This window comes from Modestobacter altitudinis (genome assembly GCF_005930475.1).
Taxonomy (GTDB): Bacteria; Actinomycetota; Actinomycetes; order Mycobacteriales; family Geodermatophilaceae; genus Modestobacter; species Modestobacter altitudinis.
Genome location: NZ_SJEW01000001.1, coordinates 72609 through 97494, shown reverse-complemented (window position 1 = coordinate 97494; position 24886 = coordinate 72609). Strand labels below are relative to the sequence as shown.

At 73.8% G+C, this 24886-nt stretch carries 22 protein-coding genes and 1 pseudogene; 6 read left to right on the top strand and 17 right to left on the bottom strand.

The window, feature by feature from the left end:
• Positions 1-6: 6 nt before the first annotated feature.
• The gene (locus FHL79_RS00470; protein ID WP_138756680.1) at positions 7-1575 is read right to left on the bottom strand and encodes a mannitol dehydrogenase family protein; all 1569 of its coding nucleotides are present in this window, start codon (positions 1573-1575) and stop codon (positions 7-9) included.
• A 437-nt stretch (positions 1576-2012) separates the two neighbouring features.
• Between FHL79_RS00470 and leuS the strand changes: the two genes are divergently transcribed.
• Entirely contained in the window at positions 2013-4928 is a 2916-nt protein-coding gene (gene leuS, locus FHL79_RS00465; RefSeq protein ID WP_138756679.1) for a leucine--tRNA ligase, read from the top strand.
• Positions 4929-5002: 74 nt separating this feature from the next.
• Here the strand turns inward: leuS and lipB are convergent, their stop codons facing one another.
• From lipB to FHL79_RS00450, 3 genes are all read right to left on the bottom strand, one after another.
• Positions 5003-5644: a lipoyl(octanoyl) transferase LipB gene (gene lipB / locus FHL79_RS00460; RefSeq protein WP_138756678.1), complete on the bottom strand. Its 642-nt coding sequence runs from the start codon at positions 5642-5644 to the stop codon at positions 5003-5005.
• Between the two features lie 75 nt (positions 5645-5719).
• Positions 5720-6457, bottom strand: a complete 738-nt coding sequence (locus FHL79_RS00455; protein WP_138756677.1) for a Type 1 glutamine amidotransferase-like domain-containing protein — start codon at positions 6455-6457, stop codon at positions 5720-5722.
• Positions 6454-7713, bottom strand: coding sequence for a protoporphyrinogen/coproporphyrinogen oxidase (locus tag FHL79_RS00450; RefSeq protein ID WP_138756676.1), 1260 nt, complete (start codon positions 7711-7713; stop codon positions 6454-6456). Before FHL79_RS00450 ends, FHL79_RS00455 begins: the two co-directional genes overlap by 4 nt.
• Before the next feature lie 118 nt (positions 7714-7831).
• Between FHL79_RS00450 and FHL79_RS00445 the strand changes: the two genes are divergently transcribed.
• Positions 7832-9535, top strand: coding sequence for a serine/threonine-protein kinase (locus FHL79_RS00445; RefSeq protein ID WP_138756675.1), 1704 nt, complete (start codon positions 7832-7834; stop codon positions 9533-9535).
• 3 nt (positions 9536-9538) lie between these two features.
• Here the strand turns inward: FHL79_RS00445 and FHL79_RS00440 are convergent, their stop codons facing one another.
• The 3 genes from FHL79_RS00440 to lpdA form a co-directional block, all read right to left on the bottom strand.
• Positions 9539-10441, bottom strand: coding sequence for a TIGR01777 family oxidoreductase (locus tag FHL79_RS00440; RefSeq protein ID WP_138756674.1), 903 nt, complete (start codon positions 10439-10441; stop codon positions 9539-9541).
• A 151-nt stretch (positions 10442-10592) separates the two neighbouring features.
• On the bottom strand, positions 10593-12500 hold the full coding sequence (gene sucB, locus FHL79_RS00435; protein ID WP_138756673.1) for a 2-oxoglutarate dehydrogenase, E2 component, dihydrolipoamide succinyltransferase: 1908 nt from the start codon (positions 12498-12500) through the stop codon (positions 10593-10595).
• 62 nt (positions 12501-12562) lie between these two features.
• The gene (gene lpdA / locus FHL79_RS00430; RefSeq protein ID WP_138756672.1) at positions 12563-13942 is read right to left on the bottom strand and encodes a dihydrolipoyl dehydrogenase; all 1380 of its coding nucleotides are present in this window, start codon (positions 13940-13942) and stop codon (positions 12563-12565) included.
• Between the two features lie 158 nt (positions 13943-14100).
• Here lpdA and FHL79_RS00425 point away from each other — a divergent pair, with 158 nt between their 5' ends.
• On the top strand, positions 14101-14454 hold the full coding sequence (locus tag FHL79_RS00425) for an oxidoreductase (RefSeq protein WP_138756671.1): 354 nt from the start codon (positions 14101-14103) through the stop codon (positions 14452-14454).
• Between the two features lie 68 nt (positions 14455-14522).
• Here FHL79_RS00425 and FHL79_RS00420 read toward each other — a convergent pair whose 3' ends face one another.
• On the bottom strand, positions 14523-16040 hold the full coding sequence (locus tag FHL79_RS00420; protein ID WP_138756670.1) for a leucyl aminopeptidase: 1518 nt from the start codon (positions 16038-16040) through the stop codon (positions 14523-14525).
• 88 nt (positions 16041-16128) lie between these two features.
• Between FHL79_RS00420 and gcvT the strand changes: the two genes are divergently transcribed.
• On the top strand, positions 16129-17289 hold the full coding sequence (gene gcvT, locus FHL79_RS00410) for a glycine cleavage system aminomethyltransferase GcvT (RefSeq protein ID WP_138756669.1): 1161 nt from the start codon (positions 16129-16131) through the stop codon (positions 17287-17289).
• A 15-nt stretch (positions 17290-17304) separates the two neighbouring features.
• On the opposite strand, the gene FHL79_RS00405 is transcribed toward gcvT, so the two are convergent.
• The 3 genes and pseudogenes from FHL79_RS00405 to FHL79_RS00395 all read right to left on the bottom strand — a co-directional run.
• Positions 17305-18480 carry a YihY/virulence factor BrkB family protein gene (locus FHL79_RS00405; protein WP_138756668.1) on the bottom strand — a complete coding sequence of 392 codons (1176 nt, stop codon included), beginning with the start codon at positions 18478-18480 and terminating at the stop codon, positions 17305-17307.
• Between the two features lie 48 nt (positions 18481-18528).
• On the bottom strand, positions 18529-18801 hold the full coding sequence (locus tag FHL79_RS00400; RefSeq protein ID WP_138756667.1) for a DUF4235 domain-containing protein: 273 nt from the start codon (positions 18799-18801) through the stop codon (positions 18529-18531).
• Positions 18798-19082, bottom strand: a pseudogene (locus tag FHL79_RS00395) (DUF3618 domain-containing protein); the annotation flags it as partial. The pseudogene FHL79_RS00395 and the gene FHL79_RS00400, both read right to left, overlap by 4 nt.
• A gap of 139 nt (positions 19083-19221) precedes the next feature.
• On the opposite strand from FHL79_RS00395, the gene FHL79_RS00390 reads away from it, so the two are divergent.
• Entirely contained in the window at positions 19222-19434 is a 213-nt protein-coding gene (locus FHL79_RS00390) for a hypothetical protein (RefSeq protein WP_026845271.1), read from the top strand.
• Positions 19435-19525: 91 nt separating this feature from the next.
• Here FHL79_RS00390 and FHL79_RS00385 read toward each other — a convergent pair whose 3' ends face one another.
• Positions 19526-20509 (bottom strand): aldo/keto reductase family protein, encoded by a 984-nt coding sequence (locus tag FHL79_RS00385; RefSeq protein ID WP_138756665.1) that lies wholly within the window; start codon positions 20507-20509, stop codon positions 19526-19528.
• A 94-nt stretch (positions 20510-20603) separates the two neighbouring features.
• Positions 20604-21221 (bottom strand): DUF3043 domain-containing protein, encoded by a 618-nt coding sequence (locus FHL79_RS00380; protein ID WP_138756664.1) that lies wholly within the window; start codon positions 21219-21221, stop codon positions 20604-20606.
• A 220-nt stretch (positions 21222-21441) separates the two neighbouring features.
• On the opposite strand from FHL79_RS00380, the gene FHL79_RS00375 reads away from it, so the two are divergent.
• Positions 21442-21798 (top strand): HesB/IscA family protein, encoded by a 357-nt coding sequence (locus tag FHL79_RS00375; RefSeq protein WP_014741535.1) that lies wholly within the window; start codon positions 21442-21444, stop codon positions 21796-21798.
• A gap of 115 nt (positions 21799-21913) precedes the next feature.
• On the opposite strand, the gene FHL79_RS00370 is transcribed toward FHL79_RS00375, so the two are convergent.
• The 4 genes from FHL79_RS00370 to FHL79_RS00355 are packed head-to-tail and all read right to left on the bottom strand — an operon-like array spanning position 21914 to position 24844.
• Positions 21914-22168 carry a hypothetical protein gene (locus FHL79_RS00370; RefSeq protein ID WP_138756663.1) on the bottom strand — a complete coding sequence of 85 codons (255 nt, stop codon included), beginning with the start codon at positions 22166-22168 and terminating at the stop codon, positions 21914-21916.
• Positions 22165-24099, bottom strand: coding sequence for an asparagine synthase (glutamine-hydrolyzing) (asnB, locus tag FHL79_RS00365; RefSeq protein ID WP_138756662.1), 1935 nt, complete (start codon positions 24097-24099; stop codon positions 22165-22167). Before asnB ends, FHL79_RS00370 begins: the two co-directional genes overlap by 4 nt.
• Before the next feature lie 36 nt (positions 24100-24135).
• Positions 24136-24489, bottom strand: coding sequence for a DUF3817 domain-containing protein (locus tag FHL79_RS00360; protein WP_138756661.1), 354 nt, complete (start codon positions 24487-24489; stop codon positions 24136-24138).
• Entirely contained in the window at positions 24479-24844 is a 366-nt protein-coding gene (locus FHL79_RS00355; RefSeq protein WP_138756660.1) for a metalloprotease, read from the bottom strand. The genes FHL79_RS00360 and FHL79_RS00355 overlap by 11 nt, the downstream gene beginning before the upstream one ends.
• Between the last annotated feature and the right edge of the window lie 42 nt (positions 24845-24886).

Genomic DNA, 24886 nt, shown 5'->3' with positions numbered 1-24886 from the left:
CCGGGCTCAGGCAGGCACCTGCTCCTCGGCGGCGTCGTCCACGTCCGGCTGCGCGGGCACGGGCCCGGCGGCGGCCAGGTGGCCGGCGAGCGTCGCCCGGACCCCGCCGTCCGCCAGCTGCCGCAGAACCTCCTCCAGGCGCATGACGAACGCCTCGTCCTCGACCAGGTCGCCGAAGACCGACCGCTCGGCGAGCAGCGGGCGCGGGTCGGTGCCCCCGCGGCGGGCCAGCTCCTGCAGCCGGTCGGCCAGCTGGTCCTGGACCTCGATCGGCCGGCCCGCCTCGTCGGCGCCGTGCAGGTACCGCAGCCACCCGGCCACGGCGATGGTGAGCAGCGCGTGCGGGCGGCGCTCCTGCAGCGCCGCGCACAGCGACGGCAGCAGGTAGTTCGGCACCTTGGTGGAGCCGCGGCGGCTCAGTCGGCCCAGCTGGTCACCGATGGCCGGGTTGGCGAACCGGCGGAGCAGGGACGACTCGTACTCGGGCAGGTCCACGCCGCTGGGCCGGGGGAGCAGCGGGATCACCTCACCGAGCATCAGCCGGTCCAGGTAGTCGTGGAAGACGGGGTCCGACACGACCTGGTCGGTGGTCTCCAGCCCGGCGAGCTGGCCGAGGAAGCCGATCGCGCAGTGGCTGGCGTTCAGCAACCTGGTCTTCATCAGCTCGTAGTGGGCGATGTCGTCCACGAACCGGACACCGACGGTCTCCAGCTCCGGTCGGCCGTTGCAGAACCGGTCCTCGACGAACCACTGCGAGAACGGCTCGGTGATGACCGGCCAGTTGTCGTCGATGCCGAGGTCGGCGGCGATGGCGTCGCGCTCGTCGGTGCTGGTCGCGGGCGTGATCCGGTCGACCATGCTGCTGGGGAAGGCGACCTCGTCGGCGATCCAGCGCGCCAGGACCTCGTCCCGCAGGCGGGCGAAGCCGACGACGGCGGTGCGGGCCGCGGTCCCGTTGGACTGCATGTTGTCGCAGGACACCACGGTGAACGGCGGGGTGCCCGCCCGCCGGCGACGGTCGAGCGCCTCGACGAGGAAGCCGAACACCGAGCTCGGTCGGTGCGGGTGCTCGAGGTCGGCCCGGGCCTCGTCGTCGGGCTCGAACTCGCCGCTGTGCGGGTCGATCCGGTAGGCGGTGCCGGTGACGGTCATGGTCACCACGCGGGTCCGCTCGTCGGCGAGCAGGTCCAGCACCCGCTCGGGTGCGTCCGGGGCGTAGACGTAGTCGACCATCGCCCCGACGACCCGCGCGCGCTCGGCGTCCTCGCCCCGCTCCACCACGGTGTAGAGGTGGTCCTGGGGCGCGAGCGCGTCGCGCATGTGGGTGCTGTGCAGGCCGACGCCCACCACCCCCCAGTCGGTGCACCCGCGCTCGGCCAGCTCGTCGAGGTAGACCAGCTGGTGGGCCCGGGTGAAGCCGCCGACGCTCATGTGCACGACCGCGGGGGTGAGGGCGCTCCGGTCGTAGGTGGGCACCTGGGCGCGGTCGGCGAGCCCGGACAGGGTGGTGGCGTTGAGCGGCTCGGCAGGGCGGTCGAGCTGACGGGTGGACGGTGTCGACGCGACGTCGGTCATGGGTTCCTCCGGCTGGCACCGGTCCGGGAGGAGCGCCACGGGGGCGTGCAGAACCCACGCGCGACGACGGCCGTGACCGGGCCGGCGTCGTCAGGACGTGGATGTGGCCTCCGGTGACGGACCGGTCGGCAGCTGCAGAGCCCCCGGGGTGCGCTGTCTCACGGGCCCGGCGGGGCGGCGCTGCCATCTTGAACGCCACCTCAGGTCTGCCCGGACGATCAGCGGACGAAACGGTCCCGCAAGGTGACCGGTGCCACTCGCCGTGGACGGACCCAGGGCCGGGCGCGCCGCGCGCTAGGATCGGCGGCGTGACCGGCGGACTCCTGCTTCTGCCGCCGTGCTGACCTGAGACCTCAGAGCAGCACGGCGACCCCTCCTGCGTGAGGGGTTTTTTTCTGCCCGCCGCACCGGACACCAGCACCTGGGAGCACCCGACCATGAGCCAGACGGCCAGCCCGAGCACCGACCCGTCCACCGACGGGGTACCGCCGTACCGGTACACCCCGGCACTGGCGCAGCAGATCGAGCTCGCCTGGCAGGACCGCTGGGACGCCGAGGGCACCTTCCACACGCCCAACCCGGTGGGTCCGCTGAGCGGGGGCTTCGAGCGGGTGGCCGACCGGCCCAAGGCCTTCGTCATGGACATGTTCCCCTACCCCTCCGGGGACGGGCTGCACGTCGGGCACCCGCTGGGCTACCTGGGCACCGACGTGACCAGCCGCTTCCTGCGCATGGACGGGCGCAACGTGCTGCACCCGATGGGCTACGACGCCTTCGGGCTGCCCGCCGAGCAGTACGCCGTGCAGACCGGTCAGCACCCGCGGGTCACCACCGAGTCCAACATCGCCGCGATCAGTCGTCAGCTGCGCCGGCTGGGCGTCGACCACGACACCCGCCGCACCTTCGCCACGATCGACCCGGGCTACTACAAGTGGACCCAGTGGATCTTCCGGCAGGTCTTCGAGGCGTGGTTCGACGAGACCGCCGGCAAGGCACGCCCGATCGATGAACTGGTCTCCGAGCTGGACGCCGGCACCCGCGAGCCGGCGCCGGGCACCCTGCCCGAGGGTCGCAGCTGGGCGGAGCTGGACCCGGTCGAGCGCCGGCGGGTCGTCGACGCGCACCGGCTGGCCTACCTGAACGAGGCGCCGGTCAACTGGGCGCCGGGGCTGGGCACCGTGCTGTCCAACGAGGAGGTCACCGCGGACGGCCGCTCCGAGCGCGGCAACTTCCCGGTGTTCCGGCGTCCGCTGACCCAGTGGAAGATGCGGATCACCGCCTACGCCGAACGGCTGCTGACCGACCTGGACCGGCTGGACTGGCCGGACTCGCTGAAGCAGATGCAGCGCAACTGGATCGGTCGCTCGGCCGGTGCCCGCGTCCGCTTCGGGGTGGGTGGGGGCGAGGCCGCGGGATCCCAGGCTGTCGAGGTGTTCACCACCCGGCCGGACACCCTGTTCGGTGCCACGTACCTGGTGCTGGCCCCGGAGCACCCGCTGGTCGAGACGCTGACCGCCGCGCAGTGGCCGGCCGACGCCGACCCGCGCTGGACGGCCGGGGCGGCCACCCCGGCCGAGGCGGTGGCCGCCTACCAGCTGCAGGCCTCCCGCCGGTCGGAGCTGGAGCGGCAGACCGAGGGCCGGGACAAGACCGGCGTCTGGCTGGGCGTGTCCGCGGTCAACCCGCTGACCGGCCGGGACCTGCCGGTGTTCATCGCCGACTACGTGCTGACCGGGTACGGCACCGGCGCGATCATGGCGGTGCCCGGGGAGGACACCCGGGACTGGGAGTTCGCGCAGGTCTTCGGGCTGCCCGTCGTCCGCACCGTGCAGCCGCCGGCCGACTTCGACGGCGGCGCCTGGACCGGCACCGGGCCGATGATCAACAGCTCGAACGAGCAGCTGTCGCTGGACGGGCTGGACAAGGCCGCTGCGATCGCCACCGTCACCGAGTGGCTGGTGGCCTCCGGCCACGGCGAGGCGACGACCACCTACAAGCTGCGGGACTGGCTGTTCAGCCGGCAGCGGTACTGGGGCGAGCCGTTCCCGATCGTGTACGCCGTCGACGGGCCGGACGCCGGCCTGCCGGTCGCCGTCCCGGAGGCGCTGCTGCCGGTGCTGCTGCCCGACGTCGACGACTACTCCCCGAAGACCTTCGCCGACGACGACGCGGACTCCAAGCCCGAGCCGCCGCTGTCGCGGGCCACCGACTGGACCACGGTCACCCTGGACCTGGGGGACGGCCCGCGGACCTACCGCCGGGAGACCAACACGATGCCCAACTGGGCCGGGTCGTGCTGGTACTACCTGCGCTACGCCGACCCGACCAACGACGAGGTGCTCGTCGACCCGGAGCTGGAGCGGTACTGGCTGGGGCCGCAGGAGCCGGGTGACGTCGGCGGCGTCGACCTGTACGTCGGCGGGGTGGAGCACGCGGTGCTGCACCTGCTGTACGCCCGCTTCTGGCACAAGATCCTGTTCGACCTGGGGCACGTCTCCAGCGAGGAGCCGTTCCGCCGGCTGGTCAACCAGGGCTACATCTCGGCGTTCGCCTACACCGACGCGCGGGGCTTCTACGTGCCCGCCGCCGAGGTGGTCGAGTCCGACGGGCAGTTCCTCTACCAGGGGCAGCCGGTCGACCGTGAGTACGGGAAGATCGGCAAGAGCCTGAAGAACGTGATCACGCCCGACGAGATGGTCGACGCCTTCGGGGCCGACACCTTCCGGGTCTACGAGATGTCGACCGGGCCGCTGGATCAGTCGCGGCCGTGGGAGACCAAGGCGGTCGTCGGGTCGCAGCGGCTGCTGCAGCGGATCTGGCGGGTGGTCGTCGACGAGGAGACCGGCGCGGTGCGGGCCGGGGACGTCGAGCCCGACGCCGACACCTCGCGGGCGCTGAACCGGGCGATCGAGGCCGTCCGGGACGGCATGACGACGCTGCGGTTCAACATCGCCATCGCCCGGATCACCGAGCTGACCAACCACCTGACCTCGGCCTCCCAGCCGGGGACGGCGGTGCCCCGCGCGGTGGCCGAGGCACTGGTCCTGCTGGTGGCGCCGCTGGCCCCGCACCTGGCCGAGGAGCTGTGGGCCCGGCTGGGGCACCCGGACTCGGTGGCCTGGGCCTCGTTCCCGGTGGCCGACCCGCAGTGGCTGGTGGACGACACCGTCGAGGTCGCGGTGCAGGTCAACGGCAAGGTGCGGGCGCAGGTGGAGGTGCCCGCCGACGCGGACGCCGCCGCGCTGGAGGCCGCGGCCCGGGCCGACGACCGGATCGCCGGACACCTGGCCGGCGCCACCGTGCGCCGGGTGGTCGCGGTGCCGGGCCGGCTGGTCAACTTCGTCCTCGGCTGACGAAGGACCCCCTCGCCCCCCACCGCTCGCAGGCTCGCAGCGGGCCCCTGCGAGGGGGCCGGGTCGTGCTGGCCCTACGCCGGGACGGTGGCTGCGAGCACCTGGCGCATCGCGGCCTCGACGGCGTCGATGACCTCGCTGACCGGCACGTCGCGGCCGAGCTCGGCGCTCAGCGAGGTGGCGCCGGCGTCGGGGATGCCGCACGGCACCATGTTGGAGAAGGCTGCCATGTCCGGGTCGCAGTTGAGCGCGAAGCCGTGCATGGTCACCCCGCGGGCCACCCGGACGCCGATGGCCGCCACCTTGCGGTCCGGCCCCCGGTCGTCGGCGAGCACCCAGACCCCACTGCGGCCCTCGACCAGCGCGGTCGCGACGCCGAGCTCGGAGCACACCGTCATGAGCGCCCGCTCCATCCGGCGGACGTGCGCGACGACGTCGACCGGGTCGGGCAGCGCCACGATCGGGTAGCCGACCAGCTGCCCCGGGCCGTGCCAGGTGATCTTGCCCCCGCGGTCGACGTCGATCACCGGCGTGCCGTCGAAGGGCCGCTCGTGCGGCAGGGTGCGCTTGCCGGCGGTGTAGACCGCCGGGTGCTCCAGCAGCAGCAGCGTGTCCGGGCCGGTGCCCGCGACCCGCTCCTCGTGCAGCCGGCGCTGCCATGCCCACGCGTCCTCGTAGGGGACCGTGCCCGCCCGGACCACTCGCAGTTCGCTCACGGTCGGAGCCTATGCCCGGCGGCGGGACGCGTGCCGTCATGGCGGTGACCGGCGCCGGCCGCGGGCCGCGGGCCGTCAGCGCAGTCGCCGCGGCTCGATCCGGGTCTCCACCGCCGCGCCGTCGTCCCCGCGCTCGACGCGGTAGGCCGCCTTGCCGGGGCGGTCGGCGACGGCCTCCACCAGCTCGGCGCCCCGGTACACCAGGCCCACCCCGTCGTCGGTCGCGAACCCCGGCGGCAGGGTGCCGTCGGCCACCAGCCGGTGGTACAGCGGTCGGCGCCGGACCTCGGAGTCGTGGTGCACCCCGTTGGAGTACGGGAGCAGGCCCAGGCCGTTGGTCACCGGACGCAGGTCCGGACCGAAGGAGTCCGTGGTGCCGCCGACGTGCCAGCACAGCGAGCCCGCCGACACCCCGGCCAGCACCACGCCGGCCCGCCACGCCTCGCGGAACACCTCGTCGAGGCCGTGCACCGCCCAGACGGCGAGCAGGTTGGCCACGCTCCCGCCACCGACCCACACGACGTCCTGGGCCAGCAGGTGCGCGCGGACGTCGGCGACGGTGGGCATCGGGAACAGGCTCAGGTGGGACACGGCCACGTCGGGGCGCGCGGCGAAGGCGCCGTAGAAACCGGCGATCCGGGTGGGCTCGTCCCCGGTGGCGGTGCCCAGGTGGCAGATCCGGGGGCGGTCGGGGTCGCCGGCCAGCTGGAACGCCAGGTCGAAGACCGGCCCCGGCGACCAGTCGTACGGCCCGCGGCCACGCGAGTCGAAGCCGATGCTCGTGGCCAGCACTGTCGGCGCGGTGGCGGTCACCGGCCGCCCCGGTCGGCCGCCGCCGGTGCTGCCTCGCCGAGCCGCCGCAGCACCGCCCGGGCGGTGCGGGCACCGCTGGCCATGGCGCCCTGGATGGACGGGGTGTCCCGGTGGTCACCGCAGACGAACAACCCGCCGCCGAGGTCCACCGGCCGGCGGTGCTGCAGCGGGGGAGTGGCGGCCGGCTGCGCGCCGGTCACCGTCACGCTGGTGAGGTGCTCCAGGTCGGCCTCGGCCACGTCGTGCGCCCGGGCGATCTCGGCGCGGACGTCGGCCTCCCGGGTCGGGGCCAGCGTGGAACTGGACACCAGCGCCCGGCGGTCGGGGCTGTAGGCGGGCTGGGCGTCGGAGACGACCACGGTGTTGACCAGCTGCCCGCCCGGCTGCCCGAGCACGATGAGGGGGTCGGGCCACGGGGAGGCCGGCAGGACGTGCAGGTGGGTGGTCACCTGGCGGGGTGCCGCGGCGTCCAGGCCCGGCACCAGCGCTGCCGCGGTGTCCGGGTCGGTGGCCACCACCACCGCGTCAGCGGTCGTCGTCCCGGCTCCGGTGCGCACGGACCCGCCGTCGACCGCCGTCACCCCGACCCCCAGGTGCAGCCGTTCGGCCGGGAGCCGGGCTGCCAACTGGCCGCCGATCGCCTGCATGCCGGCGGCAGGCAGGCCGACCCGACCGCGGACGAAGCTGCGCCAGACCAGGTCGAGGTAGCGGCTGGAGGTCTCGAGCCCGTCCTCCAGCAGCACGCCGGCCAGGAACGGCCGGAGGAGGACCTCGAGTGCCTGCTCCCCGACGCCGGCCCGGCGCAGGGACTCCTCGGCCGACCGTTCGACTGCCGACAGCAGCCGGGGGACCGGCAGGTAGCCGGCGCGGGCGGAGAACGCGGCGAGTGCGGCCTCCCGGAGCGGACCACCCAGGGGAGCGCGGAGCGTGTCCACGGTGGCCGCGGGGTGCCGGCGGGGGTCGACGACCCGGTGCGCGCGCCCCTCGACCCGCAGCACGGCGCCGGTCCAGAAGAAGCCGAGGTCCAGCGCGGGCAGGTCGAGGTCGGCGACCCGCGGGTAGCCGGTGTTGAGCACCTGGAACCCGCGGTCGACCAGGAAGCCGTCGATCCGGGTGGTGGCCAGTCGGCCGCCCGCCGCCTCGGCCGCGTCGAGCAGGTGGACGTCCCGGCCGGCGGCCGCCAGTCGGGTCGCCGCGGACAGCCCGGCGAGACCGGCGCCGACCACGACGACCTCGGCGCGGGAGGGGAGTGGCATGGGCCGAACCTAGGCCGTGCGGCAGGTGCCGTCGTGCTCGGGACGGGGGCTGTGGACATCACCGGTGCCTGTGGACGACGCCGGCGGCGGCACGGCCGATCGTCCTACCGTCCCCGGCATGCCCGCTCAGTCCAGCCCGCCCGCGGCTCCCGTCGTGCCCGGTTACGTGCTCGAGGAACTGCTCGGTCGCGGCGGGTCCGGGCAGGTCTGGCGCGCCCGGCCTCGCGGTGGGGGCCCGCCGGTCGCGGTCAAGGTCCTGGTGCGAGGCGACGCGGCCCGGCAGGAGCGCGAGGCCGCGCTGCTCGGTGAGCTCGACCACCCGCACCTGGTGCGCCTGCACGAGGTGGTGCGACGGGAGGTGCGGGGCGGCCCGGCGGAGGTCACGCTCGTCCTCGACCTCCTCGCCGGTGGGAGCCTGGCGGCCTTGCTGGCGCGACGCGGGCGGTTGCGCCCCGGGGAGGTCGTCACCGCCGTGGCACCGGTCGCGGCCGCGCTGGCACACGCCCACGACCGGGGCATCGTGCACGGCGACCTGTCTCCCGGGAACGTGGTCTTCACGGCGGAGGGCCGCCCCGTGGTGACCGACCTCGGCACGGCGCGCCTGGTCGGCGACCGGGTGGGGGCCGAGGTCACCCCGGCCTACGTCGACCCGGTGGTGGCCCGTGGCGGCGCCCCGGGACCGGCCTCGGACGTCTTCGGGGTGGCTGCTGCGGCCTTCCACGCACTCACCGGGATCGCACCGTGGAACGCGGCCGACCCCCGGGGCACGCTCGCCGTCGCCGCCGACGGAGAGCTCCCGGACCTCGAGCTGCTGGCCCCGGAGTCCCCGGAGGAACTCCTCCGGGTGGTCCGGCGGGGTCTGTCTCCAGAGCCCCACCGGCGCGGCTCCGCGGCGGCCTTCGCCCTCGACCTGCGGCACGCCTGCACGCCTGAGCCGATCCGGCTGCCGGTGACCGGCGTGCCGGACACCGAGCTGGGCGCGACCGGCCCCGGGCGGCGTACCGAGCTGACCCACCAGGTGCCCGGGCGGGTCCGGGCGGCCCACGCCGCTCCGGTTCCCGCTGGCCGGCTCGCCCGGCTCCGCGCCGGCCTGGCCGAACGGCTCGGGCCGGCGGCGGAGCACGGCGTCCGAGGCATCGCCGGCCGGCTCCTCCACCGGGCGGTCGTGGTGGCCGGTGTCCTGGCGGCGGTCGCCGTCGGCCTCACCGGAGCGGCCTGGGCGGGGGCCAGCTGGGGCGGCGGCCCGGCTGAGCCGGTCCCGGCCGCGGAGACGACCGAGCAGCGGGCGGAGGTGGACGCGACGACCACGGCACCACCCGCCGACCCGTCGCCGACGGCGTCTCCGCAGCCGACCGGCAGCGCCGTGCCGCGAGCCGACCCGGCGCCTGTCGGTGTGCCCGCCGCCGACCAGCCCGTGCTGCCGGCCGACGACGCAGCGTGGACCGCGGTCCTCACCGAGCTGTACGCCCGACGCGCGGCGGCCTTCACCGCCGGCGACGCCACGCTCCTCGCCGGGGTGTACGTGCCGGGCAGCGCACTGCTCGACCGGGACACGACCGCGCTGCTGGCGCTGCGGGACCAGGGCCGGGCCTTGCGCGGCTTCGCGCCGCAGGTCCGACGGCTGGAGGAGGTCAGGGCCGGAGCCGACGACCGGGTCGAGCTCCGGCTGGTCGACGAACTGCCCGGCTACCGCGTGGAGCCGGTCGGCGTCGACGGGCCCGCGGCCACCGACGTGCCGGCGCGCGGTGCGACCGAGGTGCACCTGGTCGTCCGGCCGACCGACGTCGGCTGGCGGATCAGCGAGGCACAGGTGGAGCCGTGATCCTCACGCGCGCACGGCGGCCTGCAGCGCCGACACGAGGTCGGGGTGGCTGTGCGAGAAGCCGGCCGCCTCGAGCACCGTCGGCACCGCACGCTGGCCGGCGAGGACGCCCACCCGGGCCAGTTCGCCCAGCGCCAGACGCATGGCCGGTCCGGGGACGGTCAGCACGGCCGGCCGGTGCACGACGCCGGCGAGGGCCGCGGTGAACTCCGCGTTGGTGACCGGCGCGGGGCCGGTCAGGTTCACCGGGCCGGAGACCGGCGCCGTGAGCAGGAAGCGGATCGCGTCGACCTCGTCCCGCAGGCTGATCCAGGGCATGTACTGCCGACCGTTCCCGAGCTTCCCGCCCAGCCCGGCGCGGAAGAGCGGCAGCAGCTTCCCCAGCAGCCCACCCCGGCCGAGCACGAGGCCGGTGCGGAGCGTCGCGACCCGGACGCCGGCCGCCGCGGCCGAGCCGGTGGCCGCCTCCCACTCGACGCACACCCGGGCCAGGAAGTCGTCCCCGGCCGGCACCGTCTCGTCGAGGACCCGGTCACCGGTGTCGCCGTACCAGCCGACCGCGGAGGCGGACAGCAGGACCCGCTCCCGGCCCGGGTGGTCGGTCACGGCCTGGGCGAGGGCACGGCTGACCGTCGTGGTGCTGTCCACCCGGCTGGCGAGCACGAGCTGCTTGCGCTTCGTCGTCCACGGGCGGTCGGCGACCCCGACGCCGGCCAGGTTGACCACCGCGTCGACGTCGTCGAGCAGGCCCGGCGGGATGCGGTGGAGGGCGGGTTCCCAGCGGTGCTCGTCTGCCGTCCGCGGCGTCCGGCGGACCAGTCGCAGCACGTCGTGGCCATCGGCGCGCAGGGTCCGCACGAGCTCGGGCCCGATGAGGCCGGACGATCCGGTGACTGCGACCTTCAACGTGAGCTCCCTGGGTCCGGGCGCGGGCGCCGGAGGCGCACCGTCGGGCGGTGCAGACGGCGAGGGGCCCCGGTGTGAGCCGGGGCCCCTCCAGACCCCGTCCGAGGTCCCGTCCCGAGCGTGCGGGGGACGATCAGGACGGGGCCGCCGCTCAGGACAGGCCGAGCTCCCCGTGGAACTGACCGGCCTCCAGTCGCTCCCGCACCGTGGTGAGGAAGCGGGCGGCGTCGGCGCCGTCGACGATCCGGTGGTCATAGGTCAGCGCCAGGTAGACCATCGACCGCACGGCGATGACCTCACCCAGCTCCGGGTCCTGGACCACGACCGGACGCTTCACGACCGAACCGACGCCCAGGATCGCGACCTGCGGCTGGTTGATGATCGGGGTGTCGAAGAGCGCGCCCCGGCTGCCGGTGTTGGTCAGCGTGAACGTGCCGCCGCCCAGCTCGTCCGGGGTGACCTTGTTGGAGCGGGTCCGCTCGGCGAGGTCGCCGATCTTGCGGGCGATCCCGGCCAGGCTGAGGTCGCCGGCGCCCTTGATCACCGGGACGAGCAGACCCCGCTCGGTGTCGACGGCGATGCCCAGGTTCTCGCTGTCGTGGTAGGTCACCGTGCCTGCGGCCATGTCGACCGAGGAGTTCACCGAGGGGTGGACCTTGAGCGCCTCGACGGCCGCCTTGGCGAAGAACGGCAGGAACGAGAGCTTGACGCCCTCGCGGGCGGCGAAGTCGTTCTTCACCCGGTTGCGCAGGTTGGCGATCCGGGTGACGTCCGCCTCGACCACGGTCGTCAGCTGGGCGCTGATCTCCAGCGACTCCACCATCCGCTTCGCGATGACCGTGCGCAGCCGCGACATCTTCTCGGTGCGACCACGCAGCGAGCTGTCCGGAGTGGCGGCCGGCGACGGCGTGGGGGCACCCGACGACGCGGACGACGCGGCGGCGGCCGGTGCGGCCGCCGCGGGAGCGGGCTGGGCGGCCTTCTCGGCTGCTGCGAGGACGTCCTGCTTGCGGATCCGTCCACCCACCCCGGTGCCCTCGACCGAGTTCAGGTCCACGCCGTTGTCGGCAGCCAGGCGACGCACGAGCGGGGTCACGTAGGCCGCGGCACCTGCCGGTGCGGGAGCCGGCGGGGTCGCCGGCGCGACGGCCTGGGCCGGCGAGGGCTGGTCGGTGGGGGACTGGGTCGGCATCGCGCCGCTGGAGCCGTAGTCCGCGCCGGGCTGGCCGGTGTCGGTGGTGGCCTTCACCGAGGTCGGCTGGGCCTCCTGCGAGACGGGCGCCGGCGCGTCGGTCTCCGGAGCCGACTGCTGCGGCTCGTCCGCGGCCGGCGCGGGGGTGGACGGTGCGGGGGTGGACGGTGCGGACTCGGGCTCGGCGCCAGCGGCGCCGATGAGCGCGAGCTCCGCGCCGACCTCGACGGTCTCGTCCTCGTTGACCGTGATCGACAGCAGCGTGCCCGACACCGGGGACGGGATCTCGGTGTCGACCTTGTCCGTGGAGACCTCGAGCAGGGGCTCGTCGGCCGCCACCTCGTCACCGACTGCCTTCAGCCACCGGGTGACCGTGCCCTCGGTGACGCTCTCACCCAGCGCCGGCATGGTCACCTTCGTGCCCTCGCCGCCACCCGCCGAGCCGCCGGACGGTGCGGGGGTCTCCGCTGCTGGGGCCTCCTGCGCCGGGGCCTCCTGTGCGGGGGCCTCCTGTGCCGGGGCCTCCTGTGCGGGGGCCTCCTGTGCCGGGGCCTCCTGTGCGGGGTCCTCCTGTGCCGGGGCCTCCTGCGCGGGAGCCTCCTGTGCCGGGGTGCCGCCGTCGCCACCGGCGTCGCCGCCGATCACAGCGAGCTCCGCGCCGACCTCCACGGTCTCGTCCTCGGCGACGATGATCTTGGAGAGCACGCCGGCCGCCGGGGACGGGATCTCGGTGTCCACCTTGTCGGTGGACACCTCCAGGAGTGGCTCGTCGACCTCGACCTGGTCACCCTCCTGCTTCAGCCAGCGGGTGACCGTGCCCTCGGTGACGCTCTCGCCCAGGGCGGGCATGGTGACGGACGTCGGCATCGAAGGCAGGTCTCCTCAAGTCGGGGGGTGGAGCAGGGGGTCGAGCGGGGACTGGGCGGCGATCAGGTGTGAGCGTGCAGCGGCTTGCCCGCCAGCACCAGAGCAGCTTCGCCGAGGGCCTCGCTGAGCGTCGGGTGCGGGTGGATGAGCTGCGCGACCTCTTCGGGCAGCGCCTCCCAGTTGTAGATCAGCTGCGCTTCGGCGACGAGGTCGCCGACCCGGCTGCCCACCATGTGCACCCCGACCACGGCGCCGTCCTTGGCCCGGATCAGCTTCACGGCGCCGGCGGTCTTCAGGATGGCGGCGCGGCCGTTGCCGGCCAGGTCGTAGGTGACGACCTCGACCTCGCCGTACCGCTCCTTGGCCTGGGCCTCGGTCAGACCCACCGAGGCGACCTCGGGCTCGGAGTAGGTGACCCGGGGGACGCCGGCGTAGTCGATCGGCACGACCGGCAGCCCGGCGAGCCGCTCGGCGACGAGGATGCCCTCACCGAAGCCGACGTGGGCCAGCTGCAGGGTCGGCACCAGGTCACCGACGGCGGAGATGGTCGGCACGTTCGTCTGCATGTACTCGTCGACGAGCACGAAGCCGCGCTCCATCGCCACGCCGGCCTCCTCGTAGCCCAGGCCCTGGCTGACCGGGCCGCGACCGACGGCGACGAGCACCAGCTCCGCCTCGAACTCCTTGCCGTTCTGCAGGCTGACCTTCACCCCGTCGGCGGTGGTCTGCACGCTCGAGACCAGGCTGCCCAGCGAGAAGTCGATCTTGCGACGGCGGAAGGCGCGCTCCAGCAGCTTCGAGGACGACTCGTCCTCCAGCGGCACCAGGTGCGGGAGGCCCTCGACGATGGTGACGTCGACGCCGAAGGACTTCCAGGCGCTGGCGAACTCGCAGCCGATCACGCCGCCGCCGAGGATGATCGCCGAGCTGGGCACGCGGTCGAGCTGCAGCGCGTGGTCGCTGGTGATGACCCGGGTGCCGTCGATCTCGATGCCCGGCAGCGAACGGGCGAAGGAGCCGGTGGCCAGCAGGACGTGCCGGCCCTCGTAGGTCTGGTCGCCGACCTGGACCGCGGTCTGGGAGACCAGTCGGCCCTCGCCCTCGACGATGGTGATCCCGCGGCTCTTGATCAGGCCCTGCAGGCCCTTGAAGTTCTTGGAGATGACGCCGTCCTTGTAGGCGTTCACCCCGTCCATGTCGATGCCCGACAGCGTGGACTTGACGCCCACCGCCTCGCCCTCGCGGGCGTGGTCGGCGACCTCGGCGGTGTGCAGCAGCGCCTTGGTGGGGATGCAGCCACGGTGCAGGCAGGTGCCGCCGACCTTGTCCTTCTCGATCAGGACGACGGACATGTCGAGCTCGGCGGCGCGCAGCGCGGCGGCGTAGCCACCGGAGCCACCACCGAGGATGACCAGGTCAGCGGGGGTGGTCGGTGCGCTCACGAGTGCTCCTCAAGTGCTGGGTGGCCCGGAGGTGTCCCGGGCCCGGCGATCCTGCGCCTGCCCATCCTGCCACTCCCGGGAACGGCGCGTCCGCATGCACCGTTGCTGTCGCTGGAGCGTCGCGCAGCAGGTCGCGGCCCCGGCGACGGGAGCGGGACATGGGGTTGTTCGACCGGCTGCGCGGCCGGGGCGCCGGAGGGGGTCGGGGCCGTGACCGCCGGGGCACCCTCGACCGCGCCTCGGGGTCTGCGGACCTCGCCCACCTGGAGCAGTTCGTGGCCAGCCGGCGCGGGGTCGAGGGGTACGTCGAGCCGCGGACCGCCGTCACCGAGACGACGATCCTGCTCGTCGCGGCGGACGGGGAGTGGACGCGCCGGCGCATCGACGGCCCCGAGGTCGCGCGCCGGCTGTCCCGGGACCTCGCGGTGCCCGTCTACGACGCGCAGGTCACCGGTTACCCGCAGCGGATGCGGGACTGGAGCGCACGGCAGAAGGGGGACCGCCTCCAGTAGGACGCGCCGGCCCCGTCCAGAGGCTCATCCCGCGCCTGCGAGGGGTGAGGAGGGCGGGGTCCTCCAGGTCAGCTCGCGTCGGCGATGAGGTCCTCGATCGTCGCCAGCAGGGTGCGCACCGGCACGCCGGTGCCGCCCTTGGGCGTGTGGCCCCACGGAGCTCCCGTGTTGTAGGCCGGGCCGGCGATGTCGATGTGCGCCCACTGCTGGCCGGACGGGATGAACTCGGCGAGGAAGTGCCCGGCCACCAGCATGCCGCCGAAGCGGTCCGAGCCGGAGTTGGTGAAGTCCGCGGTGGTGGAGTCCAGGCTGCGGCGCAGCTCCGGCGGCAGCGGCATCGCCCACATCGGCTCACCGCTGCGACGGCTGGCGGACACGACGGCGTCCCGCAGCTCCTCGCTGCCCATGACCCCCGAGGTCCGGGTGCCCAGCGCCACCAGCTGGGCGCCGGTCAGGGTGGAGGTCTCCAGCAGGTGGGCGGGGGAGTCCTCCAGCGCGCGGGTGATCGCGTCGGCGAGCACCACGCGGCCCTCCGCGTCGGTGTTGGTGATCTCGGACTTCTTGCCGTTGCGGAAGGTCACCACGTCGGCCGGTCGGTAGGCGGTCCCGCTGGGCAGGTTCTCCGCGATCGGCACCGTGGCGGTGACGTCGACCGGCAGGCCCAGCTCCGCGACCAGGCAGACCGTCGCGATCACCGCGGCCGCACCGGCCATGTCGCTCTTCATGTCGGCCATGCCGGCCGCCGGCTTGATCGAGATGCCGCCGCTGTCGAAGGTGATGCCCTTGCCGACCAGCGCCACGCTCGTCCGGGCCTTCTTGCCCCGGTACTCCAGGCGGAGCAGCCGCGGCGGGCGGGCCGAGCCGGCGCCGACGGCCAGGATGCCGCCGTAGCCACCTGCGGCCAGCGCCTTCTCGTCCAGCACCTCCACCGACAGCCCCGCCTTCTTGCCGGCGGCGGCGCCGCGCGCCGCGAGCTCGGCCGGGTACAGGTCGTTGGGCGGCGTGTTGACCAGGTCACGCACCAGGGCGACGGCGTCGGCGACGGCGCGGACCCGGGCCAGCGGCGCCTTGGCCGCCCCGGTGTCGGGGACGACGAGCTGGAAGGACGCCGGCGGGGTGGGCCGCCCCGCGGGCAGGTCGGACTTGTAGGCGGTGAACTCGTAGGCACCCAGCAGCGCGCCCTCACCGACTGCCTGCAGCCGCGCGACGTCCGGCGCCCCGCCGACCGCCGCGAGCAGGGTGAGGACCGCGGCCCGTCCGGTGAGCGCCCGGCTGGCAGCCCCCGCGGCGCGGCGGACCGCCTCCGGGGCGTACCCGCCGTCGGGCTGCGGGGCCCCGAGACCGGCGACCGCGACCACCGGGAAGGGACCCTGGCCGAAGGTGGGCAGCTTGGTGACCTCGTCCTCGCCGCCCCTCGCGCCGAGGTCGGCCAGCGCGCCGAGCAGTCGCCCGCCGAGGAGCCGGTCGACGGCGTCGGCGCCCGGTGTGCTGAGCAGCCCGTCGGGTCCCTTGCCCACGCCGACGACGACGGCGTCGGCGGAGAGCTTCTCGAGCGGGCGGTCGGTGGCGGAGATCGTCGGCGGCACGCGGTGATCCTAGAAGGACCCTCCTGCCCCCCACCGCTCGCACGCTCGCGGCGGGACCCTGCAGGAGGGCCGCACTAGCGTGTCCGCCGTGAGCCCGCTGACCTCTCCTCTGCACGACCGCCACGAGGCCGCTGGCGCCAAGTTCGCCGACTTCGGCGGGTGGTCCATGCCCATCGAGTACGCCGGCGGGGGAGTGCTCGCCGAGCACACCGCGGTGCGCGAGGGGGTCGGTCTCTTCGACGTCTCCCACCTCGGGACGGCGACCGTCCGCGGTCCCGGGGCGGCGGAGTACGTCAATGCCTGCCTGACCAACGACCTGGCGAGGATCGGCCCGGGGCAGGCGCAGTACACGCTGTGCTGCGTCCCCGACGGCGAGCCCCGGGCCGGCGGCGTGGTCGACGACCTGATCGTCTACCTGCACGGCCCCGACGACGTCCTGCTCGTGCCGAACGCCGCCAATGCCGCGGCCGTCCTCACCCGGCTCGCCGACGGGGCACCGGCCAGGGTCTCGGTGACCGACCGGCACACCGAGGTCGCGGTCCTGGCGCTGCAGGGGCCCCGGTCGGCGGAGGTGCTCGCCGCCGTCGGGCTGCCCGGGCAGCTGGACTACATGTCCTTCGCTGAGACGCCCGGCGCGGCCGGCGAGGAGGTCACCGTCTGCCGCACCGGTTACACCGGGGAGCACGGCTACGAGCTGCTGGTCGCCGCCGACCGTGCCGCTCGACTCTGGGACGCGCTGCTGGCCGCCGGCGAGCCCGAGCAGATCCGGCCGTGCGGGCTCGGCGCCCGGGACACGCTGCGCACCGAGATGGGCTACCCGCTGCACGGCCACGAGCTGTCCCTGGACATCACCCCCGACCAGGCCCGCTCCGGCTGGGCGGTGGGGTGGCACAAGGACGCCTTCTGGGGCCGGGAGGCGCTCACGGCGGAGAGGGCCGCCGGCCCGTCGAGGCGGCTGTGGGGCCTGCAGGCACCGGGCCGGGGCATCCCGCGGCCCGGGATGAGCGTGCTGGCCGCCGACGGTGCGGTCGTCGGCGAGGTGACCAGCGGGACGTTCTCCCCGACCCTGCGCACTGGCATCGCGTTGGCGCTGCTGGACACCGCGGCCGGGCTCGTCGAGGGGGCCGAGGTCGCCGTCGACGTCCGGGGCCGCCCGCAGCCGGTCGTCGTCCGTCGTCCCCCGTTCGTCGAGTCCCACACCAAGGACCCCGTTCCCCACACCCCTCGCACGCTCGACGCGGGTCCCTGAACGGGGCCAGGAGGGCTACGCCTTCTGCTTGCTCTCCTTCGTGGGGGTCGGGGGGTCGGGCAGCTCGTCGGCCATGGTGGCGTCGCGCTGGCCCATCGGCTGCGGCTCGCCCTCGGTGGTGTCCGCCGACGTCTGGTGCTCGGCCTCGGAGTTGATCTCGGCTCCCAGGAGGACGAGGAAGACGGTCAGCTGCAGCCACAGCATGAGCACGATGACGCCGGCGATCGCCCCGTAGGTCTTGTCGTAGGACCCGAAGTTGTTCACGTAGAGGCTGAACAGCAGGCTGACCAGCGCCCAGATGACGGTGACGACGATCGAGCCGAGGCTGACCCAGCGGAACTTCGGCGCGTCCCGGTCGGGGGCCACCCGGTAGAGGACCGACAGGGCGCCGGCCATCACACCGAGCAGCAGCACCCAGCGCAGCACCTGGGCCAGGACGGTCCCGACGATCCCCAGCGGCAGCGCGTCCAGCACGGCCGGGACCACCGCGATGAGGGCGATGGTGAGCAGCACGAAGATGATCGCGCCGAGGGTCAGCCCCAGGGCCAGCAGCTTGCGCTTGACGAAGCCGCGGGTCTCCACCTCGTCGTAGGCCAGGTTGACCGCGGTGATCAGGTTCCCCGTGCCGCCCGCCGCGCTCCACAGCGCCGCGGCGATGGAGATGATGAGGCTGACCGTCAGGGCGCCGCCGCTGTTCTCGGTGATGGCGGTCAGCTGGTCGGCGAGCAGCGTCTGCGCCTCTGCCGGGAGCTGGTCCGACAGCGACTGGATCTGCCGGGAGACCGTCTCCGGGGAGGCCACCAGGCCGTAGAGCGAGATGGTCGCGATCAGTGCCGGGAACAGGGCGAGGAAGGCGAAGAACGCCACGCCGGCGCCGATGATGGGCATGTTGTCGGCGCTGTTCTCCGCCCACGCGCGCTTCACGATCTGCTTCCAGCCGCGCGCCGGGATCTCGGTCGGCTTCTCCGCGTGCACGCCCGGCAGTTCGGCCTCGCTCGGCACCTCCGGAGCAGGCCGCGCGGCCTCCCGCCGTTCGGTCTCCACGACCGTCGACGTGGTGGCGCCGTTGCGGGGGAGCGAGTCGGTGGACCTGTCCTCGGCTGCGCGCGCCGCGGCACGGCGGGCAGCCTTCTCCTGCACCCGCTGCTGGATCCGCTCCACGGCGTTCTGTGGCCGCTGGGTGTCCGCCATCGTGCTGGTCCTCGTCTCGCGGTGGTGCCTACGGGTGGGGGTGGGAGGTCAGTCGCCCGGCCAGGCGCCGGTCAGCTTGGTGAAGCCGCGCGCCCCGCCCCGGCTGACGAGCGCCTTGACGACGGCGACGATCGCCCCGCGGAGGGCGGAGGCGACGAGGATCTCGCGCAGCCGGTACTCGCTCTGCATCGCGGTCGGGGCGTCTTCCGCGTGCGTCGCCTTCTTCCAGATGACCTGGAACAGGGACGCGGCGATCGAGCTCGCCACGAGGCTCCCGATCAGCCCGATCGGGCGGTAGACGATCTTCGCGCCCTTGCTCATCGCTTCTTCCTCCAGATGACGATGCCCACGACGACCGCGACCAGGGCCGCGGCGGCCCCGAGCACGGCGGGTGGGCTCTCTCGGTAGGTCTCCACCGCGGTGTCCCGGGCCAGCAGCGCGCGCTCCTTGGCGCGGCTCGGCACGTCCAGCCGGTGAGCCAGCTCGTCGACCGTGCGGCCCAGTTGCTCGCGGGTCGCCTCGATGTCGGCACGGATCGCGTCCGGGTCAGCGGGGCGCGGCTCGTCGGGGGCGGTCATCGCGACACCCGCTCCAGCTGGCTCATGGGTCCTCCGCGGGCTCGGGGGAACGGCTGTGACGCGAGCGCGCCGACCCTGCCATGCCCCGTTGTCCTCACCGGGTAAACCAAGATCGCCGTGGCTGGAGCTGCTCTCGGGGACCGATGCTCGCTAGCCTCGCCGCATGGGCTGGACCTGGCAGCTGGAAGACCCCACCGGGGCGACGGTCGATCCGGCCACGCTCGGGGTGGAGGTGCCCGAGTGCGACAACCAGGGCGACGCGGAGTCCTGGCTGGGGGAGGCCTGGCGTGACCTGCTGGAGCGCGGGATCGCGACGGTCACCCTCCAGCAGGATGGTGAGCGGGTGTACGGCCCGATGGGCCTGGCGGCGACGTGAACCGGGGCGGACGACGCATCGTCCGCCCCGGTGGCCCCGTCCAGAGGCTCGCCCCGAGCTTGCGAGGGGTGAGGGGGACGGGGTCCTTCGACTAGCCCCGGCTGGTCTTGGCGGGGTCGCGCTCCACGACGTCCCCGAGCGCCTCGTCGATGCGGGTCATGACCTCGGCCGGCAGCTCGACGCCGGCCGCCTTGACGTTGTCGTGCACCTGCTCGGGACGGCTGGCCCCGATGATCGCCGCAGCGACGTTCTGGTTCTGCAGCACCCAGGCCACCGCCAGCTGCGCCATGGACAGGCCGAGCTCGTCGGCGATCGGACGCAGCTGCTGCACCCGGGTGAGCACGTCGTCGGTCAGATAGCTCTTCATGGAGCCACCGACACCTGCGTGCCCACCGCGGCTGTCGGCGGGCGGCTGCTGGCCGGGCAGGTACTTGCCGGTCAGCACACCCTGGGCCAGCGGCGACCAGACGATCTGCGAGAGGCCCTCCTTCTCGCTGGTCGGCACCACCTCGGACTCGATGACCCGCCAGAGCATCGAGTACTGCGGCTGGTTGCTGATCAGCTGGACCTTCAGCTCCCGGGCCAGCTCGGCCGCGGCGGCGATCTCCTCGGCGCGCCACTCGGAGACGCCCAGGTAGAGCACCTTGCCCTGCCGCACGAGGTCGGCGAAGGCGGTCATCGTCTCCTCCAGCGGCACCGAGGCGTCGTAGCGGTGCGCCTGGTAGAGGTCGACGTAGTCGGTCTGCAGCCGCTTCAGCGAGGCGTTGCAGCTCTCGGTGATGTGCTTGCGGGACAGGCCGCGGTCGTTGGCACCGGACCCGGTGGGCCAGTACACCTTGGTGAAGACCTCCAGGCCCTCGCGGCGCTGGCCGGCGAGCGCCCGGCCGAGCACGGACTCGGCCTGGGTGCCGGCGTAGACGTCGGCGGTGTCGAAGGTGGTGATCCCCACGTCGAGGGCGGCCCGCACGCAGGCGTGCGCGGCGTCCTCCTCGACCTGGCTGCCGTGGGTCAGCCAGTTCCCGTAGGCGATCTCGGAGATGGTCAGGCCGGAACGGCCGAGGCGTCGTGTCTGCACGACCAGGAACGGTACTTAGGTCGGGTAATGACGACCCTTCGGCCCCTCGCAGGGGCCCGCCGCGAGCTTGCGAGTGGTGGGGGGCGGGGGGGCCCTAAATCTCGGCGCCGAGGGCGACCTGGGGCTTGGGGAAGCGCCAGCGACGGATCATCGTCGCCCGGCTCACCCCGTACCAGATCAGCGAGCGCATCGACTCCTTGTGGTTCGGGAACCGCTCGAGCACGACCCGCTTGATCCGCCGACCGAGCACGAACGAGTCGGCGATGATCACCAGGAAGAACGCGAACCACACGAACACGGTGTAACCCTGCACCGCCGGGCTGGGGATGAAGTAGCCGATCAGCACCAGGGCGGCGACCACCAGGAAGAAGCTGCCGGCGTTGCGCCGGGCGTCGACGACGTCGCGGACGAGGCGGCGCACCGGGCCACGGTCCCGGGCGGGCAGCGCGCTGTCGTCACCGCGGGCGGCGGCCTCCCGGGCGCTGCCGCGGCCGGCGGCCTGCTGCTCGCGCTGGCGCTTGAAGGCCTCCTTGCGCGTGGTGGGGGGCGGCGGGACCGGCCCGGAGCGGCGACCCTGCGCCTCGGTGCGCTTGGGGGTCGGCCGGCCCTTGCCCGTCGTGCCCACCGCCGTCGCCCCGTGGGCGGTCACGGCGGTGGCGGCCTCCGGCGTCGGGTCGGTGGCGGGACGGCGGCCGGGCAGGCGGAGCTTCACGGACGTGGAGTCTACGTGTCCGCGGGCGCCCTCCGAGGCTGGTCGCGGGTCCCGGCTCCTCCTCGGGAGTGGTCCGCGTGCTCCCCTTCACGCGGACCTGCGCCGTACAGTGGGAAGCAGCTCCGCCACGGCGGTGTTGAGCGCCAGTGATGACCAGCCAGAGGAGTGAGCTCCCGCGGCCGGTCGAGCAGGACACCCTCGAGTGTGGGAGGACCACAACATGACCGTGCAGGACACGCAGGCCCCCGGCGCCACGGGCGTCATCCTCAGCGACCCCGCCGCGTCGAAGGTGAAGACGCTGCTGGAGCAGGAGGGTCGCGACGACCTGCGGCTGCGGATCGCGGTGCAGCCCGGCGGTTGCTCCGGCCTCCGCTACCAGCTGTTCTTCGACGAGCGCTTCCTCGACGGCGACCAGACCTATGAGTTCGGTGGCGTCGAGGTCATCGTCGACCGGATGAGCGGCCCGTACCTCGGCGGCGCGACGATCGACTTCGTCGACACCATCGAGAAGCAGGGCTTCACGATCGACAACCCGAACGCCGGCGGCTCCTGCGCCTGCGGCGACTCCTTCCACTGAGGAAGGACCCTCCTGCCCGCCACCACTCGCGAGCTCGCGGCGGGGCCCTGCAGGAGGGCCGGAACGACGTGTGACAGCGCCCGGTACCTCGTCGAGGGGCCGGGCGCTGCCGCGTTCAGCGGTCGGTCTGCGGGTCCGACGGGATGGGGACGGGCACCCCGCCGCCGTTCGGCGGCGAGAGGCTGGTGTCCGGGGGGAAGCTGATCGTCGTCCGCGGCGAGATCGGCGGCGGGGTCCGTGCGGACGACGGCGCGACGGACACGGCCGTGGTGGGCGCCGGGCCCGGGTCGTCGTCGCCGCCGGAGCAGCCGGCGAGCAGCGCCACGGCCAGCAGGCCGACGGCCGCGCCGCCCGCCCGCCGGCGGGTCACAGCCGGACCGGGTAGACCGGCTCCGGGACCTCGGGGCGGATCCGCTCCTCGACGAAGATGCCGTGCCAGATCATGAAGACGAGCACCTCCCACACCTGCCGGGCGATCCGCTTGCTGGGCACGTCGGCCCGGGTCAGCCGCTCGAGCAGACCGAGCACGTGCTCGCGGTCCAGCCACTCGTCGGTCTGGCTGTCCTTGACGATCGACTGCGCCCAGTCGTGCAGCGGACCGGCCAGGAACTCCGCCGTCGGCACCGGGAAGCCCAGCTTGCGGCGGTTCATGATCTTCGGCGGCACGATCTGACGCATCGCCTGGCGGAGCGCGAACTTGGTCGCGTCGCCGCGGCGGGGCACGCGCATCTCCAGCGGGAGGCTGCTGGCGATTGCGAACACCTCGGGGTCGAGGAAGGGCACCCGCAGCTCCAGCGAGTTGGCCATCGTCATCTTGTCGGCCTTGACCAGGATGTCACCGCGCAGCCAGGTGAACAGGTCGACGTACTGCATGGCCGTCACGTCGTCGTAGCCGGCCTCGCGGGTCTGCCGGTACAGCGCCTCGGTGACCGTCACGTGCGACAGGTCCGGGTCACGGCCGGGCAGCAGCTGGGCCAGCTCGTCGGCGTTGAGGTTGCGGGCGTTGCCGTAGTACCGCTCCTCCAGCGGGATCGACGCGCGGCGCAGCAGGTCCTGCCCGCGGACGCCCTCGGGCACCAGCCGGGACAGCCGGCCCAGCGCCTGCCGGCCCACGGCGGGCAGCTTCGCCGCCCACGCCAGGCTCAGCGGCTCGCGGTAGATGGTGTAGCCGCCGAACAGCTCGTCGGCCCCCTCGCCGGAGAGCACGACCTTGACGTGCTTGCGCGCCTCCCGGGCCACGAAGTACAGCGGCACCAGCGCCGGGTCGGCGACCGGGTCGTCGAGGTACCAGACGACCGTCGGGATCGCCTCGGCGAACTCCTCGGCCGTGATCTCGACCGGCACGTGCCGGACGCCCAGGACAGCCGCCGACTCCGCGGCGATCTCCACCTCCGAGGTGGCCTCGCGCTGGAAGCCGACGGTGAAGGTCACCAGGTCGCGGTTGTACTTGTGCGCCAGCGCCGCGATCGCCGTCGAGTCGATGCCGCTGGACAGGAACGAGCCGACGGTCACGTCCGCGCGCATGTGCTTGGCCACCGAGTCGTCGAGCACCTCGGCGATCCGGTCGTAGAGCGCCTGCTCCGACCCTGCGGCCACCGGCGTCGAGTCGAACCGGGGGTGGAACCAGCGGGAGGTGTGCAGCTCGCCGTCGACGACGGTGAAGCTGGTGCCGCTCTCGATCCGCCGGATGCCCCGGTGCAGGGTCGCGGGCTCCGGCACGTACTGCAGGGTCAGGTAGTGCTGCAGCGAGGCCGCGTCGACCCCGCCGGCCGCGTCGCTGCCGCCCAGCAGCTCGAGCAGCGCCTTCTTCTCGGAGCTGAAGACCAGTCCGCCGTCGGCCAGCCGGGCGGTGAACAGGGGCTTGATGCCGAAGGCGTCCCGGGCGCCGAACGCCGTCCCGGTCAGGCTGTCCCAGATGACGAAGGCGAACATGCCGCGCAGCCTCGGGACGACGGCCTCGCCCCACAGGTGGTACCCGGCGACGATCGCCTCGGTGTCGCCCTCGGTCGCGAAGGTCGCGCCGGCGGCCTTGAGCTCCTCGCGCAGCTCCAGGTAGTTGTAGATCTCGCCGTTGAAGACGATCCGGTAGCGGTCACCGGCGTACGGCATCGGCTGGGGACTGCCCTCGATGTCGATGAACGCCAGCCGGTTGAACCCCAGGACGGCGTGCCCGTCGGACCAGACCTCCCGGTCGTCGGGGCCGCGGTGGCGCAGGCAGCGGAGGGCGTGCTGCACCCCGGCCACCGTCTGCTCGTCGACCCGTTCGGCATCGGTGGACAGGTAGGCGAGCAGACCGCACATGCGGGAGGGCTCCAGGGAGTCGGTAGCGGGGGGAGGTCAGAGCGGCTGGCCGGCGCGGACCCGGACGGACACCCGGCGCTCGGCCCAGAAGGAGAGGAAGGGGATCACGCCGGCGAGCAGCACCAGGACGGTGCCCTTGGCGGTGAAGCGCGCCTTCAACGCGAGGTCGAAGGCGGCCACCAGGTAGACGATGTAGAGGAAGCCGTGCACCGGCGACACGACCGCGGACACCTCGGGCACACCCGCGGCATAGCGCAGCGGCACCGCGACGAAGACCAGCAGCAGCAGCATGACGCCGACGACGTAGGCCATCACCCGGTAGCGGGTCAGTGCTCCCTGGACCTTCGGTGGGACCGTGGCCGCCGGGGACGCGGTCGACTCAGCGGCCACCGTTCACCTGCTGCCCCAGCGCCTTCGCGTTCAGCTCCGCCAGGTAGGCGTTGTAGGCGGCCAGCTCGGGGTCGCCCGTGGTGTCGATCCGCGGCCGCTGGTAGAGCACCACGGCGGCGCCGGGCTCGTCCTCGGCCGGGTCCCGGCGCAGCTCGTCCCGGACCATCCGCAGGTAGAAGCCCAGGCCCATGAAGCCGTACAACGGCCACTGCAGTGCGTAGCTCCAGTTGACCGCGCCGCCGCCGTCCTCGGCCTTGCCCAGCTGCCAGTGGCCGAGGAAGAAAGTCGCGACGAACAGCGCCAGGACCAGCAGGTGCAACAGCACCCAGCGCCAGGTCAGGAGGCGTTGGTACACGCCCCGACTGTAGCCGCCGGCCCGCGCCGGGTGCCGCCGTCC